Genomic DNA, 15,629 nt, shown 5'->3' on the forward strand with positions numbered 1-15,629 from the left:
CACGGCCGCAGGGCATGCCCGGGTCCGCGTTCCGGACCGAGGGGCTGAGGGCCGTGCGAGCCACGTTGCGCTGGGCGCACTCCGATCTGCGCACCCACCGCGGGGAGGCGCTGTTCATCGCGCTGGCCACGACCGGCATCGTCGCCTCGCTGCTGCTGGCCACCGCGTTGTTCGGCTACGCCACCAACCCCTGGCAGCGGGTCTTCACCCAGTCCAACGGGGCCCATGTGTGGCTGCACACGGCGCGGTCCGCCGAGACGGAGCGGCTCGCCGCGCTGGACGGCGTCGAGTCGGTCACCGACGCCTACCTCATCGAGTCCGCCACCGTCGTCTCCCGCGGCACCCGCGCCACCGTGGAGCTGCGCGGCACGCCGTCGCTGCCCACCGTGGGCCGCCCGCTGCTCACCGCCGGGCACTGGCCGGCCGCCGGGGAGCCGGACGGCGTGGTTCTGGAGAGCCGCCTGGCCAGCGCGCTGCTGGCCGAGCCCGGTGACACGCTCGTCCTGCCCGGCACCGGGCGCACGCTCAGCGTGGTGGGCATCGCCGACAGCGCCGAACCCCGCTACGGCCCCGGCGAGCAGCCGGGGCTGGTGTGGGCGCGGCCGTCCGCAGTGCGCGAGCCCGGCGGACGGGTGGTCGGACTGCGGCTGACCGATCCCGACGACACGGACTACGCCGTGCAGCGCGCCGTCACCGTGCTGGGCGCCGGCGTGGTCGGCGAGGTGTCCACCTGGCAGCAGGCGCGGGCCGAGGCGCAGGGCGACAACCGGCTGCTCGGGCAGGTGCTGGGCCTGTTCGGGCTGGGCGCGCTGATCGCGGCCGGGCTGGCGGTGCACGGCGCGATCGGCACCCGTATCCGGGGGCATCTGCGGGACATCTCGGTGCTCAAGGCGATCGGTTTCACACCCGCCCAGGTGGTCCGGATCTTCCTGCTCCAGCATGTGGCGTACGCCCTGCTGGGCGCCGTGGCCGCGGTGGTGCTCACCGAGGGGCTGGGCGCGCGGATACCGGGCCGGCTCGGCGACGCGGTGGGGGTGTGGCAGGGCCTGCCGGACCACACGGTGGCGATGGTCGCGGTCCCGGTGGGAGCGGTGCTGTTCATCGGCGCGGTGACCGGGCTCGCGGCGTGGCGGGCGGGCCGGGTGCCGCCGGTCCCGGTGCCGCGCCCCACGGCGGTGCCGGGCGGCGGGCTGACCGCGGCCGCCCGTAGGGCGCTGGGTCTGCGTCTGCCGCCCGCGCTCGTCCTGGGCTGGCACCGGGCCTTCACCCGCCGTCCGCGCACCTTCGCCACGGTGGGACGGCTGGCGCTGCCGCTGCTGCTGATGGTGGTGGCGATGAGTGCCTGGACCACGATCGACCGCTTCCACAGCAGGCCGGAGGAGCTGGGGCTGCCGGCCGCGCTCACCGTCCGCCCCGACAGCGCCCTGGACGACCGCGAGGCGCGGGAGCTGCTGGCGCGGGAGCCCGGGGTCGCCGCCGTCTACCCCGGGGTGGAGGTGGCCGCCCTGGTCCCCGGCCAGACGGCCACGATCGCCCTGCGGGGCCTGGGCACCCGCGAGGCCCCCTACCCGTTCGCCCTCGCCGAGGGCCGCCGCGCGAACGGCCCCGATGAAGCGGTGGCCGGGCAGGGCCTGCTGGACCTGCTCGACGTCACGGTCGGCGACTGGGTGCGCATGACGGTGGGCGACCAGCCGCAGATCCTGCACATCGTCGGCCGCAGCATCGAGCCGGAGAACGCCGGCCGGGTCATCTCCACGTCCCTGGACACCCTGCACGAGAACGACCCGAACCTCAGCCCCACTTTCTACCAGCTCCGCCTGGACCCGGGCGCCGATCCGCGCCACGTCGCCACGGCCCTGTCCGCCACCGCCCACGGCCACCTGGACGTCCACCCGGTGACCAATCCGGCCGACGGCCTGTCGTCGATGCGCGCGGTCATCGTGGGCCTGATCTGCGTCCTGGCCCTGATCGGTCTGATCGAGCTCCTCTCCGCGATCGGCGGCACGATCCGCGAGGGCGAACGGGACCTCCTGGCCCTCAAGGCCATCGGTCTCTCCCCCCGCCAGATCACCGCGATCACGGTGACCTCGACCAGCTGTACCGCTCTGGCCGCGGCGGCCACCGCAACCGTCCTGGCCCTCCCCCTGTCCGACTGGCTGATCAACGCCCAGGGCCACTCCAGCGGCATCGGCGCCGGGATCGCCAGACCCCCTTCCCCGCTCCTGCTCCTCCTCTTCGTCACCGCGGCCACCCTCGGCGCCGCAGCCCTCTCCACCCTCCCCGCCACACGCGCCTCCCATCGCCGCCAGGCGGACACACTGTCGGCGGTGGCCTGACCACGCGGGGGCCGGGAGCCGGGGCGGATCCCCCGGGCCTCGGAGGTTCCGGGCCCGGGGCTCCGCTCCGGCGTGACGGGGGGTGGGAGAAGGGGTCAGCGGGAGCGGAGGGCGCGGTACTTGGCGACCAGGGTGGTCGTGGAGGGGTCCAGTCCCTCCACCCGCGCCCCCTCGGCCAGCGCCGGTTCCACCCGCTTCGCCAGGACCTTGCCCAGCTCGACTCCCCACTGGTCGAAGGAGTCGATGTTCCAGACGGCGCCCTGGACGAACACCTTGTGCTCGTACAGGGCGATCAGCTGACCCAGCACCGACGGAGTCAGCTCGCGCGCAAGGATCGTGGTCGTGGGGTGGTTCCCGCGGAAGGTCTTGTGCGGCACCAGCTCGGCGGGCACCCCCTCCGCCCGAACCTCCTCCGGCGTCTTGCCGAAGGCCAGCGCCTGGGTCTGCGCGAAGAAGTTGGCCATCAGCAGATCGTGCTGCGCCCGGAGTTCACCGCTCAGCTCGGCCACCGGCTCGGCGAAGCCGATGAAGTCCGCCGGGATCAGCTTCGTACCCTGGTGGATCAACTGGTAGTACGCGTGCTGCCCGTTCGTGCCGGGCGTCCCCCACACCACCGGCCCGGTCTGCCACCCCACCGGCTCCCCGTCCCGCTGCACGGACTTCCCGTTGGACTCCATGTCCAGCTGCTGGAGATACGCGGTGAACTTCGACAGATAGTGGGAGTACGGCAGCACCGCATGCGACTGCGCGTCATGGAAGTTGCCGTACCAGATACCCAGCAGCCCCAGCAGCAGCGGCACGTTGGACTCGGGCGGCGCGGTCCTGAAGTGCTCGTCGACGAGACGGAAGCCGTCCAGCATCTCCCGGAACCGGTCCGGCCCGATCGCGATCATCAGGGACAGGCCGATCGCGGAGTCGTACGAGTACCGCCCCCCGACCCAGTCCCAGAACTCGAACATGTTCTCGACGTCGATGCCGAACCCGGACACCTTCTCCGTGTTCGTGGACAGCGCCACGAAGTGCCGGGCGACCGCCTCCGGGCCGGCCTTCAGCTCGCTCAGCAGCCAGTTGCGCGCCGACGTGGCGTTGGTGATCGTCTCGATGGTGGTGAACGTCTTGGAGGCGATGACGAACAGCGTCTCCGACGCGTCCAGATCCCGCACGGCCTCGTGCAGGTCCGCGCCGTCGACGTTCGACACGAACCGCACCGTCAGACCGCGGTCGGTATAGGCCCGCAGCGCCTCGTACGCCATCGCGGGCCCCAGGTCGGAGCCGCCGATGCCGACGTTGACCACATTGCGGATCCGCTTGCCGGTGTGCCCAATCCACTCCCCCGACCGCACCCGGTGGGCGAAGTCGCTCATCTTGTCGAGGACCGCGTGCACCCCCGGAACGACGTTCTCCCCGTCGACCTCGATCACCGCGTCCCGTGGCGCGCGCAACGCCGTGTGCAGCACGGCCCGGTCCTCGGTGACGTTGATCCTCGCGCCGCGGAACATGGCGTCCCGCAGCCCGAACACGTCCGTCGCGGCGGCCAGCTCCCGCAGCAGCCGCAGCGTCTCGTCGGTGACGAGATGCTTGGAGTAGTCGACGTACAGATCACCGACCTGGAGGGCGTACGCCTCGCCGCGCTCCGGGTGGGCCGCGAACAGATCGCGCAGACCGGTGTCGGCGAGCTCCTCACGGTGCCTGGCCAGAGCGGTCCACTCCGGCCTCTGGTTGAGCCTGGTACGGGCGTCTGCGTTCATTCGGACCTCAGCCTTCTTTCCTAGCTGTCCTGCGTCCTTGCCCCGCTGCCGCTCCAACCTAGTTGATCAGCGGGTGACATGAGCCGTCGTCACGCCGTCGTCCGGCGCAACAACGAGTACGTCGGCACGGCGCACGGGTATCAGCGCGACCACGGAAAGGACGAAGAAGCCGGCCGTGAGCAGCGCCGGCCAGTTCGGCCCCCACACCGCGGCGACGGCCCCGCCGAGCACCGCCCCGAGCGGTGCCCCGGCCACCGCCAGGGTGCGGAAGGCCGCGCTGACCCGGCCCAGCATCCCGGCGGGGCTGCGCTGCTGCATCAGCGTCGTCGTGTTGACGTTCCACACCATGCCCATCAGCCCGAACACGGCCAGCGCGGCCACCGCGACGGCCAGGCTGCGCACCAGTCCCACGACCGCCAGCGCGGCGATCTGCACCACGCCGGCCAGCAGTACGGCCCGCATCCGCCCGAGCCGGGCCACGATCGGCCGGTTGGCCCCTCCACCGGCCAGGCTGCCCAGCGTGTACGCCGTCAGCGCCATCGCGTACCCCTTGGTGCCCGCGCCGAGCCAGGCGGTCACCACGACCACCAGGGTGGCGATGAGCGCGCCCATCCCGACGTTGCACAGCGCGGTGGCGGCGCACAGCCCGCGCAGGGCCCTGTCCCGCCCGAGGGCGCGCAGTCCGTCGGCCGTCTCCCGCCGCAGCGTGCTCCCCGCGGGTCTCGGCTTCCGCTCGGGCGCGGAAACCCGCAGGGAGGCCACGAGCGCGGCGGCGGCCAGGAAGGTGACCGCGTCGGCCGCGAAGGGAACGGCGACCCCCGCGGCGATCAGCAGGGGCACGACCGGGCCGCCCAGCAGCCCGCCCGCGAGGCGCTGCCCGGTCATCAGACGGGCGTTGGCCGTGCCCAGTGCCTCGGGCCCCACCAGGACGGGCAGCAAAGCCGTGGCGGCGTTGTCGAAGAGCGTCTGGAGCGTGGTCAGGGCGAAGGCCAGGGCGATCAGCAGGCCGATCGAGGCATGCCCGAGGGCCACGGCCAGCGCGAACCCGGCGACCAGCAGGCCCCGTACCGTGTCCGCCACCCACATCGCGCGCCGCTGGTCCACCCGGTCCGCGACGGCGCCACCGAGCAGCCCGAAGACGATCCAGGGCAGATACCCGCAGGCCGTGACGGAGGCGATGAGCAGCGGGTCGTCGGTCAGGGACAGGGCGAGCAGCGGCAGCGCGACCGTACGCAGCGCGTCGCCGAAGCTGGAGAGCACGGCGGCGCTCCACAGCCGTCCGAATCCGCCGCGCCAGGCCGGCACACCCGCGCCGACGGCCTCACGCCCGGCCTCCGCCCCCGTCATGGCTCCCCCTCCGCTCACGATTCGCCGATGCACAAACCGTAGAGGGCACCACTGACAATCGGTCCGCGACGGCCGGGCCGCCCGGATACGCAGCAGGTCCGGCCCCGCACCCGTAGGCGGCCGACCGGACCTCAAGTCCTAGATCTCGCCCCGCAGTTTGGCGAGCGCCTCGGCGAGGATCGCCTCACCGTCCGCGTCGCTGCGCCGCTCCCGCACATAGGCCAGGTGCGTCTTGTAGGGCTCGGTGCGCGGCGGGGCCGGCGGGTTGTCCTGGTCCTGACCGGCCGGGAAACCACAGCGCGGGCAGTCCCAGGTGTCGGGAACCTGCGCGTCGCTGGCGAAGCTCGGCTGGGTCTCGTGTCCGTTGGAGCACCAGAAGGAGATGCGCAGACGCGGCGCGGACTCGCCACGCTCGGCCTCGCCCATCGGCCCCGCCCCGACCCGGCTTCCTCGGATCGCGTTGCCACTTGCCACGGTCGTAACTCCCTGCGTGATGGTGCCGCGAAGCGGGTCGGCCTGCCGCTCCGCCGCGAGCGCCTCAGTCTACGTAAGGCCCAACGCGCGTCCAGTGATGGGAGTTACCGCTCCCACACAGACGCAAGCCCCATGATAGGCCGCGCCCGGGAGCGCGTACCGACCATGGGGCCTTGCGTACGGAATGCGCGGTACCGGCGCAGCCGCTCGTCAGCTGCTCGTCTTCATCAGGATGCCGAGCACGATGATGCAGGCGAGCCACAGCAGGCCGATCACCACGGTGATGCGGTCGAGGTTGCGCTCGGCGACCGAGGAGCCGCCGACGGACGACTGCATGCCGCCACCGAACATGTCGGAGAGGCCGCCGCCCTTCCCCTTGTGCATCAGCACCAGCAGCATCAGCAGCAGGCTGAAGACGATCAGGGCGATCGAGAACCCCAAAACCACGGCTGGACCAACTTCCTCGGATTCGGATGGACGACAGGGTGTGGCAGGCCGTGCCTACCATGCCCCCGCAAGAGTACGACGGATCGCCGCCCGCGCATACTCACGGCCCGGCCCGCCGTGCGCGGCGGGCCCGGCTCACCGCCTGCGGCGGCCTCGGCTCACTGCTCGCCGAAGCGGACGATCTTGACGAACTCGTCCGTGTCCAGCGAGGCACCGCCGACCAGGGCGCCGTCGATGTCCTCCTGCGCCATGATCTCGGCGACGTTGCCCGACTTCACCGAGCCGCCGTACTGGATGCGCACCTGGTCGGCGACCTCCTGCGAGTACAGCTCGGCGAGCTTGCCGCGGATGGCGCCGCAGACCTCCTGGGCATCCGCCGCACCGCAGACCTTGCCGGTGCCGATGGCCCAGACGGGCTCGTAGGCGATCACGATCGACTCGGCCTGCTCGGCCGGGAGGTCCTTCAGACCCCCCTCGACCTGGGCGAGTGTGTGCGCGACGTGGTCGCCCGCGTCACGGACGTCCAACTCCTCGCCGACACACAGGATCGGGGTCAGGCCGTGCTTGTAGGCGGCCTTGACCTTGGCGTTCACCAGCTCGTCGGTCTCGTTGTGGTACTGCCGGCGCTCGGAGTGGCCGATCACCACGAAGGTGCACTTCAGCTTGGCCAGCATCGGGCCGGAGATCTCGCCGGTGTAGGCACCCGAGTCGTGCGCCGAGACGTCCTGGGCGCCGTACTTGATCTTGAGCTTGTCACCGTCGACCAGCGTCTGCACGGAGCGCAGGTCGGTGAAGGGCGGCAGGACGGCGACCTCTACGGCCTCGTAGTCCTTGTCGGCCAGGGCGAAGGCGAGCTTCTGGACGTGTGCGATGGCCTCGAGGTGGTTGAGGTTCATCTTCCAGTTGCCCGCCATCAGCGGCGTGCGCGTGCTCATACGGTTTCAGTCCTCCAGTGCGGCGAGGCCGGGGAGCGTCTTGCCCTCGAGGTATTCGAGGGAGGCGCCGCCGCCGGTCGAGATGTGGCCGAATGCCGACTCGTCGAAGCCCAGCGTACGGACGGCTGCGGCGGAGTCGCCGCCGCCCACGACGGTGAAGCCGTCCGAGTCGACGAGGGCCTGGGCGACCGCCCTGGTGCCCTCGGCGAAGTCGGGGTGCTCGAAGACGCCCATCGGGCCGTTCCAGAAGACGGTGGCGGCGTCAGCGAGCTTCGCGGCGTACAGCTTGCGGGACTCCGGGCCGATGTCCAGGCCCAGCTGGTCGGCCGGCATGGCGTCCGCGGCGACCGCGGTGGGGTGGACGGGGGCCTTGGCCTTCAGGTCCGGGAATTCGGGCGAGACCAGCGTGTCCACCGGCAGGATCAGCTCGACGCCGGTCTTCTCGGCGCGCTCGATGTACTCCCTGACGGCCGGGAGCTGGTCCTCCTGCACGAGGGACTTGCCGATCTCGTGGCCCTGGGCCTTGAGGAAGGTGTACGCCATGCCGCCGCCGATGAGCAGGCGGTCGGCCCTGCCGAGCAGCTCGTCGATGACGGCGAGCTTGTCGGAGACCTTGGCGCCGCCGAGCGCGACGACGTAGGGCCGCCGGACATCCTCGGTGAGCTTCTTCAGAACGCCGACCTCGGTGCTGATGAGGTAGCCGGCGTAGTGCGGGAGACGGGCCGGCAGGTCGTAGACGGAGGCGTGCTTGCGGTGCACCGCGCCGAATCCGTCGCCGACGTAGACGTCCGCGAGGGCGGCGAGCCGGTCGGCGAACTCGCCGCGCTCGGTGTCGCCCTTGGCCGTCTCGCCGGGGTTGAACCGCAGGTTCTCGATGACCGCGACCTGGCCGGGCTGCAGGCCGTCCACGGCGTCGTGGGCGGCCGGGCCGACGGTGTCCTGGGCGAACGCCACGGGCGCGCCCAGGAGTTCGCCGAGCCGCTCGGCGGCGGGCAGCAGCGAGAAGGCCGGGTCCGGGGCGCCCTTGGGGCGGCCCAGGTGGGAGGCGACGACCACCTTGGCGCCGGCTTCGGCGAGGGCCTTGACGGTGGGCAGGACGGCGCGGATGCGGCCGTCGTCGGTGATGACACCGTCGGCCAACGGCACGTTGAGGTCGGCGCGGACGAAGACCCGCTTGCCGTCCACGCCTTCGGAGAGAAGTTCGTCGATCGTCTTCATTGGGTTGGGACTCCTGAAGAGGGGGCTCTTGATCGTACGAGGGCTGATCGATCCGCACGTGGGCGGGTTGTGGTCGTTCGGCCCGCTGTACGTGCGTCAGGGCCCGGTCGGCGCGTTGGCGCGCCGACCGGGCCCTGCGCTCACATCGAGGTGCCTGCCCTGCCGGTCAGAGCTGGTTGCCGACGAAGACCGTGAGGTCGACGAGGCGGTTGGAGTAGCCCCACTCGTTGTCGTACCAGCCGATGACCTTCACGTTCTTGCCGTCCTGAACCATGGTCAGGGAGGAGTCGAAGGTGCAGGACGCCGGGGCGTTGACGATGTCCGAGGAGACGATCGGGTCCTCGGTGTAGTCCAGGAGGCCCTTCAGCTCGCCCTCGGCGGCCTTCTGGAAGGCGGCGTTGACCTCTTCCTTGGTGACCTCGCGGGAGAGCTCGATGACGAGGTCGGTGACCGAGCCGGTGGGCACCGGGACGCGCATGGCGATGCCGTCCAGCTTGCCCTTGAGCTGCGGCAGGACCAGGGCGGTGGCCTTGGCGGCGCCGGTGGTGGTCGGGATGATGTTCTCGGCGGCGGCACGGGCGCGGCGCAGGTCCTTGTGCGGGAAGTCCAGGATGCGCTGGTCGTTCGTGTACGCGTGCACGGTGGTCATCAGACCCTTGACGATGCCGAAGTTCTCGTCGAGGACCTTCGCCATCGGCGCCACGCAGTTGGTGGTGCAGGAGGCGTTGGAGATGACGTGGTGGTTGGCCGGGTCGTACTGGTCCTGGTTGACGCCCATCACGATCGTGACGTCTTCGTTCTTCGCCGGGGCCGAGATGATGACCTTCTTGGCGCCGCCGGCGATGTGCTTCTCGGCGTCTTCCTTCTTGGTGAAGATGCCGGTGGACTCGATGACGATGTCGACGCCGAGTTCACCCCAGGGGATGTCGGCGGGGTTGCGCTCCGACAGCACTTTGATGGTGTGGCCGTCGACGGTGATGGTGTCGGCGGTGTGGGAGACCTCCTGCTTGAGGCGGCCCAGGATGGTGTCGTACTTCAGCAGGTGAGCGGTGGTCGCGGTGTCACCCAGGTCATTGACAGCCACGATCTCGATGTCCGCACCCTGCTCCAGCAGCGCGCGGAAGTAGTTACGACCGATGCGGCCAAAGCCGTTGATGCCTACGCGGATCGTCACGAACCGATCTCCTCGTTGGTACGCCGGTTTCGACGCCGGCGAGCTGTATTGGGATGTCCCCGACCACCCACGACCCTACCCCTCCAAGGCCTCCGAAGTGACATCCGGACGCGTCCTGGACAGCACGGCTTCGCCAAAGGTCCGAGCCCCTTGCTCCGGGCGCCTGGATCACCCGATTTCGCTATGGATTGCCCATACCAATTGACCACGTTGGTCACTCGTTCGTGAGCCCCCCAGCTCACTTGTGAAATACCCTGTTCTCCGCCCAATCCGGACTTCCGGCAAACCAGGCAATTCCCCCACGGGGCCGCGGCGGCGGCAGGCCGGCGCATCGCCCCGTCCACGCCTCGGCACCCCGGCCCGCGACGGTCCCGCGACGCTCGACTCGGCCTGTCAAGCACCGACGTCGACCGGCGTCGGTCGACCAGTGCCGGTCACTGTCGGTGGTCCCCCACCAAACCGAGCGGCCACCACCGGCCAACCAGCCGATGCTGGTTGGCCGGTGGTGGCCGGTCGGGGTGTGGTGAGTCCGGGCGGTCGGCCCGTGGCGGTCAGCCCGCCAGGTTGTCCGCCAGATCCTCGGAGAGGTTCGCCTCGGTGCCGGGGATGCCGAGGTCGGAGGCCCGTTTGTCGGCCATGGCCAGCAGGCGGCGGATCCGGCCGGCGACGGCGTCCTTGGTCAGCGGGGGGTCGGCGAGGGCGCCGAGCTCCTCCAAGGAGGCCTGCTTGTGCTCCATGCGCAGGCGCCCCGCGGCGGCGAGGTGCTCGGGGACGTCGTCGGCGAGGATCTCCAGTGCGCGGGCCACCCGCGCACCGGCCGCGACCGCCGCGCGCGCCGAGCGGCGCAGGTTGGCGTCGTCGAAGTTGGCGAGGCGGTTGGCCGTGGCGCGGACCTCGCGGCGCATCCGCCGCTCCTCCCAGGCCAGCACGGACTCGTGGGCGCCCAGACGGGTCAGCAGGGCGCCGATCGCGTCGCCGTCGCGGACCACCACCCGGTCCACGCCCCGAACCTCGCGGGCCTTCGCGGCGATCGACAGCCGACGCGCGGCTCCGACCAGCGCGAGTGCCGCCTCCGGGCCCGGGCAGGTCACCTCCAGGGAGGAGGAGCGGCCCGGCTCGGTGAGCGAGCCGTGGGCCAGGAAGGCACCGCGCCAGGCGGCCTCGGCGTCACAGGTGGCACCCGAGACCACCTGCGGCGGCAGGCCGCGGATCGGCCGGCCCCGCCCGTCCACCAGACCGGTCTGGCGGGCCAGCTGGTCACCGCCCGCGACGACGCGCACGACGTAGCGGGAGCCGCGGCGCAGCCCGCCCGGCGCCATCACGATCAGTTCGGAGCTGTGACCGAAGATCTCCAGGATGTCCCGCTTCAGGCGCCGCGCCGCCATGGCGGTGTCCAGCTCCGCCTCGATCACGATCCGCCCGCTGACCAGGTGGAGGCCGCCGGCGAACCGCAGAAGGGCGGAGACCTCCGCCTTCCTGCAGCAGGTCCGGGTGACGGGGAGCCGGGAGATCTCGTCCTTCACCGCTGCCGTCATCGCCATGGGCCGATCCTTCCATGCATCCGAAAAATACGGTCGTACGCGGCGGCCAGCAGCTCCGGGTCGTGCCGCGGAGTTCCGTCCCTCCGGGCCACCGGCGCGAGCTCGACCGCGGCGCCGAACCGCTTGGCGGCCTCGGTGAGCACTTCGCGGTCGGGCACGGCGGCCTCGTCGGCCAGCACCACGTCCAGGGCGAGTTTAGGGGCGTGTCGTCCCAAAACCTCCAAATGACGCTGCGGGGAGAAGCCCTCGGTTTCTCCCGGCTGCGGCGCGAGGTTCAGGGACAGGACCCGGCGCGCCCTGGTCTCGGTGAGCGCGTGGAGCAGTTCGGGCACCAGCAGGTGGGGGATGACCGAGGAGAACCAGGAGCCTGGTCCGAGCACCACCCAGTCCGCGTCCAGGACGGCGTCGACTGCCTCGGGCACGGCGGGCGGGTCGTGCGGCACCAGGTGCACGGACTGCACCTCGCCGGGGGTGAGCGCGACGGTGGCCTGCCCGCGCACGGTGTCGACGTCCTCGGGTCGCTCCGGGTCGTGCCCCTTGACCAGCGCCTGGAGTTCCAGGGGTACGGCGGACATGGGCAGCACGCGCCCGTGCGCGCCCAGCAGCTTGCCCACCAGGTCCAGCGCCTGGACGTGGTCGCCGAGCTGTTCCCACAGGGCGACGATCAGCAGGTTGCCCACCGCGTGGTCGTGCAGGTCGCCCTGGGAGGTGAAGCGGTGCTGGATCACTCGGGCCCAGGTCTGACCCCAGTCGTCGTCGCCGCACAGCGCGGCCAGCGCCTTGCGCAGGTCGCCGGGCGGCAGCACGCCCAGCTCGTCGCGCAGGCGCCCGCTGGAGCCCCCGTCGTCGGCCACGGTGACGACGGCGGTGAGGTCGCCGGTGATCCGGCGCAGCGCGGCGAGCGAGGCGGACAGGCCCATGCCGCCGCCGAGTGCGACCACCTTGGGCTGGGCGCCGCGGCGGCGTGGACGGCCACCCCGGGACTCGGCCGGGCGCCCGGCGCGCGCCGCGAGCGCCTGCCGAGCCGAACGCCCCTCCGGCACCACCCGGCGCAGGCTGCTCAGCCGCGGAGTACGTCCTCTCACTCGCGCCCCATGTCCCGGTGGACGACGACGGTCTCCACGCCCTCGGCCGCGAGCCGCGCGGCGAGCTTCTCCGACACGGCCACCGAGCGGTGCTTGCCGCCCGTGCAGCCGATCGCGATGGTCACGTACCGCTTGCCCTCGCGCCGGTAGCCGGCCGAGATGAGCCGCAGCAGCTCGGCGTAGCGGTCGAGGAACTCCTTGGCGCCGGGCTGGTTGAAGACGTAGGCGGCGACCTCGTCGTTCAGGCCGGTGAACGGGCGCAGTTCGGGGACCCAGTGCGGGTTGGGGAGGAACCGCATGTCGGCGACCAGGTCGGCGTCGACCGGCAGGCCGTACTTGAAGCCGAACGACATCACGGTGGCCCGCAGTTCGGGCTCCTCCTCGCCGGCGAACTGGGCGTCCATCTTGGCCCGCAGTTCGTGCACGTTGAGGCTGGAGGTGTCGATCACCAGGTCGGCGTCGCCGCGCAGTTCGCGCAGCAGCGTGCGCTCGGCGGCGATGCCGTCGACGATGCGGCCGTCGCCCTGGAGCGGGTGGGGCCTGCGCACCGACTCGAAACGGCGCACCAGGGCGTCGTCGGAGGACTCCAGGAAGACGATCCGGCGGGTGACGTTCTTGGCCTCCAGGCCGGCCAGGGACTCGCGCAGGTTGTCGAAGAAGCGGCGGCCGCGGACGTCGACGACGACCGCGATGCGGGCCACGTTGCCCTGCGAACGGGCACCGAGTTCCACCATGGTGGGGATCAGCGCCGGCGGCAGGTTGTCGACGACGAACCAGCCGAGGTCCTCCAGACACTTGGCGGCCGTGGACCGGCCGGCCCCGGACATGCCGGAGATGATCACCAGCTCGGGAATGGCCGTGTCGGGGACGCCGGCCGTGTCGATGCCCGTACTCACCTGTGCTCCGTTTTCCGTGGACGCGCGCTCGTGCTGTTCCTCGCGCGGTCCTTCCTGGGACTGATCTCGCTCGGCGCTTCGCCGTGCGTCGTGCTCGGTCATGTCTCCTGCCCCCGTCGGTCGTCCAGGACGCTCGTGGGCACGGGCGTCTCCGCGTCAGCCGCCGTCGTCGCCGGTGGCGCTTCTTCCACGTCTTCCATGATCTCTCCAGTCGCCGTGTTGACGGCGGGTGCGGCCGGTGCCGCCTGGGCGAGGGCCGCCGCGATGGTCTCGGCCGTTTTGCGTCCTATGCCGGGTACCCCGCAGATCTGGTCGATTGTCGCGGACCGCAGCCGCTTCACCGAGCCGAAATGCTTGATCAGCGCCTGTTTGCGTGTCTCGCCGAGGCCCGGCACGTCGTCCAGAGGCCCGGACCGGAAGCGCTTGGCCCGTCTGGTGCGTTGGTAGGTGATCGCGAACCGGTGGGCCTCGTCGCGTACCCGCTGCAGCAGGTACAGGCCCTCGCTGCTGCGGGGCAGGACCACCGGATCGTCCTCGCCGGGCACCCAGATCTCCTCCAGGCGCTTGGCCAGTCCGCACACGGCGATGTCGTCGATGCCGAGTTCGTCCAGGGCCCGCTGGGCCGCCGCCACCTGGGGCTGCCCGCCGTCGACGACGACGAGCTGGGGCGGGTAGGCGAAGCGCCTGGGACGGCCGTCGTCCTCGACGAGGGCGCCGACCGGCACCTCGGGTGCGCCGTCGGGCAGGCCGTCGGGTGATCCGTCCACAGGGACGTCCTCGCCGTCGGCCCACTCGCCGGTTCTCTCCTTCTCGGCGAGGTAGCGCCTGAACCGGCGGGTGATCACCTCGTGCATGGAACGGACGTCGTCCTGACCCTCGCCGTGCCAGAGCCGGGTGTCCCCGGCGCGGCCCTTGATCTGGAAGCGGCGGTACTCGCTCTTGCGCTGGAGGCCGTCCTCGAAGACGACCATGGAGGCCACCACGTCGTCGCCCTGCAGGTGGGAGATGTCGTAGCACTCGATCCTCAGGGGGGCGCTGTCCAGGTCGAGGGCCTCCGCGATCTCCTCCAGGGCACGCGAGCGCGTGGTGAGGTCGGAGGCACGCCTGGTCTTGTGCAGGACGAGCCCCTGCTGGGCGTTGCGCTGCACGGTCTCCATGAGGGCCTTCTTGTCGCCGCGCTGCGGGATGCGCAACGAGACGTTCGACCCGCGGCGCTCGGCGAGCCACTCCTGGACCGGCTCGAGCGGGTCGGGCAGGGCCGGGACGAGGACCTCCTTGGGGACGGCGTCCCCGCTCTCCTCGCCGTAGAGCTGCTGCAGGGCGTGCTCGACGAGGGCGCCGGTGGTGACGTCCTCCACCTTGTCGGTCACCCAGCCGCGCTGGCCGCGCACCCGTCCGCCGCGCACGTGGAAGATCTGCACCGCGGCCTCCAGCTCGTCCTCGGCGACGGCGATGAGGTCGGCGTCGGTCGCGTCGGCGAGCACGACCGCGTTCTTCTCCATGGCCTTCTTCAGGGCCTCGATGTCGTCGCGCAGGCGGGCGGCCCGCTCGTACTCCATCTCCTCGGCCGCCTCCGTCATCTGCTTCTCCAGGCGGCGCAGATACGTGCCGGTGCGGCCGGCCATGAAGTCGCTGAAGTCCTCGGCCAGTTCGCGGTGCTCCTCGGCGGAGACGCGGCCCACGCAGGGCGCGGAGCACTTGCCGATGTAGCCCAGCAGGCAGGGGCGCCCGGTGCGGGCGGCGTTCTTGAAGACACCGGCCGAGCAGGTACGCACCGGGAAGACGCGCAGCAGCAGGTCGACGGTGTCGCGGATGGCCCACGCGTGCCCGTACGGCCCGAAGTAGCGCACGCCCTTCTTCTTGTGGCCGCGCATCACCTGCACGCGGGGGAACTCCTCGTTCATCGTCACCGCGAGGTACGGGTAGCTCTTGTCGTCGCGGTACTTGACGTTGAACCGGGGATCGAACTCCTTGATCCAGGAGTACTCCAGCTGCAGCGCCTCGACCTCCGTGGACACCACCGTCCACTCCACGGACGCGGCCGTGGTGACCATGCTGCGGGTGCGCGGGTGGAGGTTCGCGAGGTCCTGGAAGTAGTTCGCCAGGCGCTGACGCAGGCTCTTGGCCTTTCCGACGTAGATGACCCGGCGGTACTCGTCACGGAAGCGGTAGACCCCGGGGCAGTCCGGGATGTCTCCCGGCTTGGGGCGGTAGCTGGAGGGGTCGGCCATGACTCAACCCTACTGTCGGGCACTGACACCGCGGCGGCCCTCCACCACCCCGGCCACGGCGCGCCCCGGCGAGGGGTGCCTCCTCGGCCGGGAACGCACGCCTGCCCGTCCCAGGTGTTGTCGGGGCTTGGTCAACACGCTTCAATGCGGGGGAACTCGGGGCCGCGGACGACGGCGTCCGGACGTGCAGAACCCTG

General features: G+C 71.4%; 12 protein-coding genes. 1 reads left to right on the forward strand and 11 read right to left on the reverse strand.

Annotation, left to right across the window (positions count from 1 at the left end; all coding sequences use genetic code 11):
* Nucleotides 1-53 precede the first annotated feature (53 nt).
* Nucleotides 54-2,336: an ABC transporter permease gene (locus tag OIE49_RS09965; RefSeq protein ID WP_326802005.1), complete on the forward strand. Its 2,283-nt coding sequence runs from the start codon at nt 54-56 to the stop codon at nt 2,334-2,336.
* Nucleotides 2,337-2,431: 95 nt separating this feature from the next.
* Here OIE49_RS09965 and pgi read toward each other — a convergent pair whose 3' ends face one another.
* The 11 genes from pgi to uvrC form a co-directional block, all read right to left on the reverse strand.
* On the reverse strand, nt 2,432-4,084 hold the full coding sequence (pgi, locus tag OIE49_RS09970; RefSeq protein WP_326802006.1) for a glucose-6-phosphate isomerase: 1,653 nt from the start codon (nt 4,082-4,084) through the stop codon (nt 2,432-2,434).
* 66 nt (nt 4,085-4,150) lie between these two features.
* On the reverse strand, nt 4,151-5,431 hold the full coding sequence (locus tag OIE49_RS09975; RefSeq protein WP_326802007.1) for an MFS transporter: 1,281 nt from the start codon (nt 5,429-5,431) through the stop codon (nt 4,151-4,153).
* Between the two features lie 138 nt (nt 5,432-5,569).
* The gene (locus tag OIE49_RS09980) at nt 5,570-5,905 is read right to left on the reverse strand and encodes an RNA polymerase-binding protein RbpA (RefSeq protein WP_073952427.1); all 336 of its coding nucleotides are present in this window, start codon (nt 5,903-5,905) and stop codon (nt 5,570-5,572) included.
* A 210-nt stretch (nt 5,906-6,115) separates the two neighbouring features.
* The gene (gene secG / locus OIE49_RS09985) at nt 6,116-6,352 is read right to left on the reverse strand and encodes a preprotein translocase subunit SecG (protein ID WP_100569504.1); all 237 of its coding nucleotides are present in this window, start codon (nt 6,350-6,352) and stop codon (nt 6,116-6,118) included.
* Nucleotides 6,353-6,510: 158 nt separating this feature from the next.
* Nucleotides 6,511-7,287 carry a triose-phosphate isomerase gene (gene tpiA, locus OIE49_RS09990; protein WP_326802008.1) on the reverse strand — a complete coding sequence of 259 codons (777 nt, stop codon included), beginning with the start codon at nt 7,285-7,287 and terminating at the stop codon, nt 6,511-6,513.
* 6 nt (nt 7,288-7,293) lie between these two features.
* Nucleotides 7,294-8,505: a phosphoglycerate kinase gene (locus OIE49_RS09995; protein WP_326802009.1), complete on the reverse strand. Its 1,212-nt coding sequence runs from the start codon at nt 8,503-8,505 to the stop codon at nt 7,294-7,296.
* 166 nt (nt 8,506-8,671) lie between these two features.
* A complete protein-coding gene (gap, locus tag OIE49_RS10000) occupies nt 8,672-9,679 on the reverse strand; it encodes a type I glyceraldehyde-3-phosphate dehydrogenase (protein WP_100569507.1) in 1,008 nt (335 codons plus the stop codon).
* A 551-nt stretch (nt 9,680-10,230) separates the two neighbouring features.
* Entirely contained in the window at nt 10,231-11,220 is a 990-nt protein-coding gene (whiA, locus tag OIE49_RS10005) for a DNA-binding protein WhiA (protein ID WP_326802010.1), read from the reverse strand.
* Entirely contained in the window at nt 11,211-12,305 is a 1,095-nt protein-coding gene (locus OIE49_RS10010; RefSeq protein WP_326802011.1) for a gluconeogenesis factor YvcK family protein, read from the reverse strand. Before OIE49_RS10010 ends, whiA begins: the two co-directional genes overlap by 10 nt.
* Nucleotides 12,302-13,303 (reverse strand): RNase adapter RapZ, encoded by a 1,002-nt coding sequence (gene rapZ, locus OIE49_RS10015; RefSeq protein WP_100569510.1) that lies wholly within the window; start codon nt 13,301-13,303, stop codon nt 12,302-12,304. The genes OIE49_RS10010 and rapZ overlap by 4 nt, the downstream gene beginning before the upstream one ends.
* A complete protein-coding gene (gene uvrC / locus OIE49_RS10020) occupies nt 13,300-15,432 on the reverse strand; it encodes an excinuclease ABC subunit UvrC (protein WP_326802012.1) in 2,133 nt (710 codons plus the stop codon). The genes rapZ and uvrC overlap by 4 nt, the downstream gene beginning before the upstream one ends.
* Nucleotides 15,433-15,629 lie beyond the last annotated feature (197 nt).

It is taken from the genome of Streptomyces sp. NBC_01788 (assembly GCF_035917575.1).
GTDB lineage: Bacteria > Actinomycetota > Actinomycetes > Streptomycetales > Streptomycetaceae > Streptomyces.

Excerpts from the sequence above, each read along its gene's own strand:
- pgi (WP_326802006.1), bottom strand. The coding sequence starts at position 4,084 with ATGAACGCAGACGCCCGTACCAGGCTCAACCAGAGGCCGGAGTGGACC.
- OIE49_RS09975 (WP_326802007.1), bottom strand. The coding sequence starts at position 5,431 with ATGACGGGGGCGGAGGCCGGGCGTGAGGCCGTCGGCGCGGGTGTGCCG.
- tpiA (WP_326802008.1), bottom strand. The coding sequence starts at position 7,287 with ATGAGCACGCGCACGCCGCTGATGGCGGGCAACTGGAAGATGAACCTC.
- OIE49_RS09995 (WP_326802009.1), bottom strand. The coding sequence starts at position 8,505 with ATGAAGACGATCGACGAACTTCTCTCCGAAGGCGTGGACGGCAAGCGG.
- whiA (WP_326802010.1), bottom strand. The coding sequence starts at position 11,220 with ATGGCGATGACGGCAGCGGTGAAGGACGAGATCTCCCGGCTCCCCGTC.
- rapZ (WP_100569510.1), bottom strand. The coding sequence starts at position 13,303 with ATGACCGAGCACGACGCACGGCGAAGCGCCGAGCGAGATCAGTCCCAG.
- uvrC (WP_326802012.1), bottom strand. The coding sequence starts at position 15,432 with ATGGCCGACCCCTCCAGCTACCGCCCCAAGCCGGGAGACATCCCGGAC.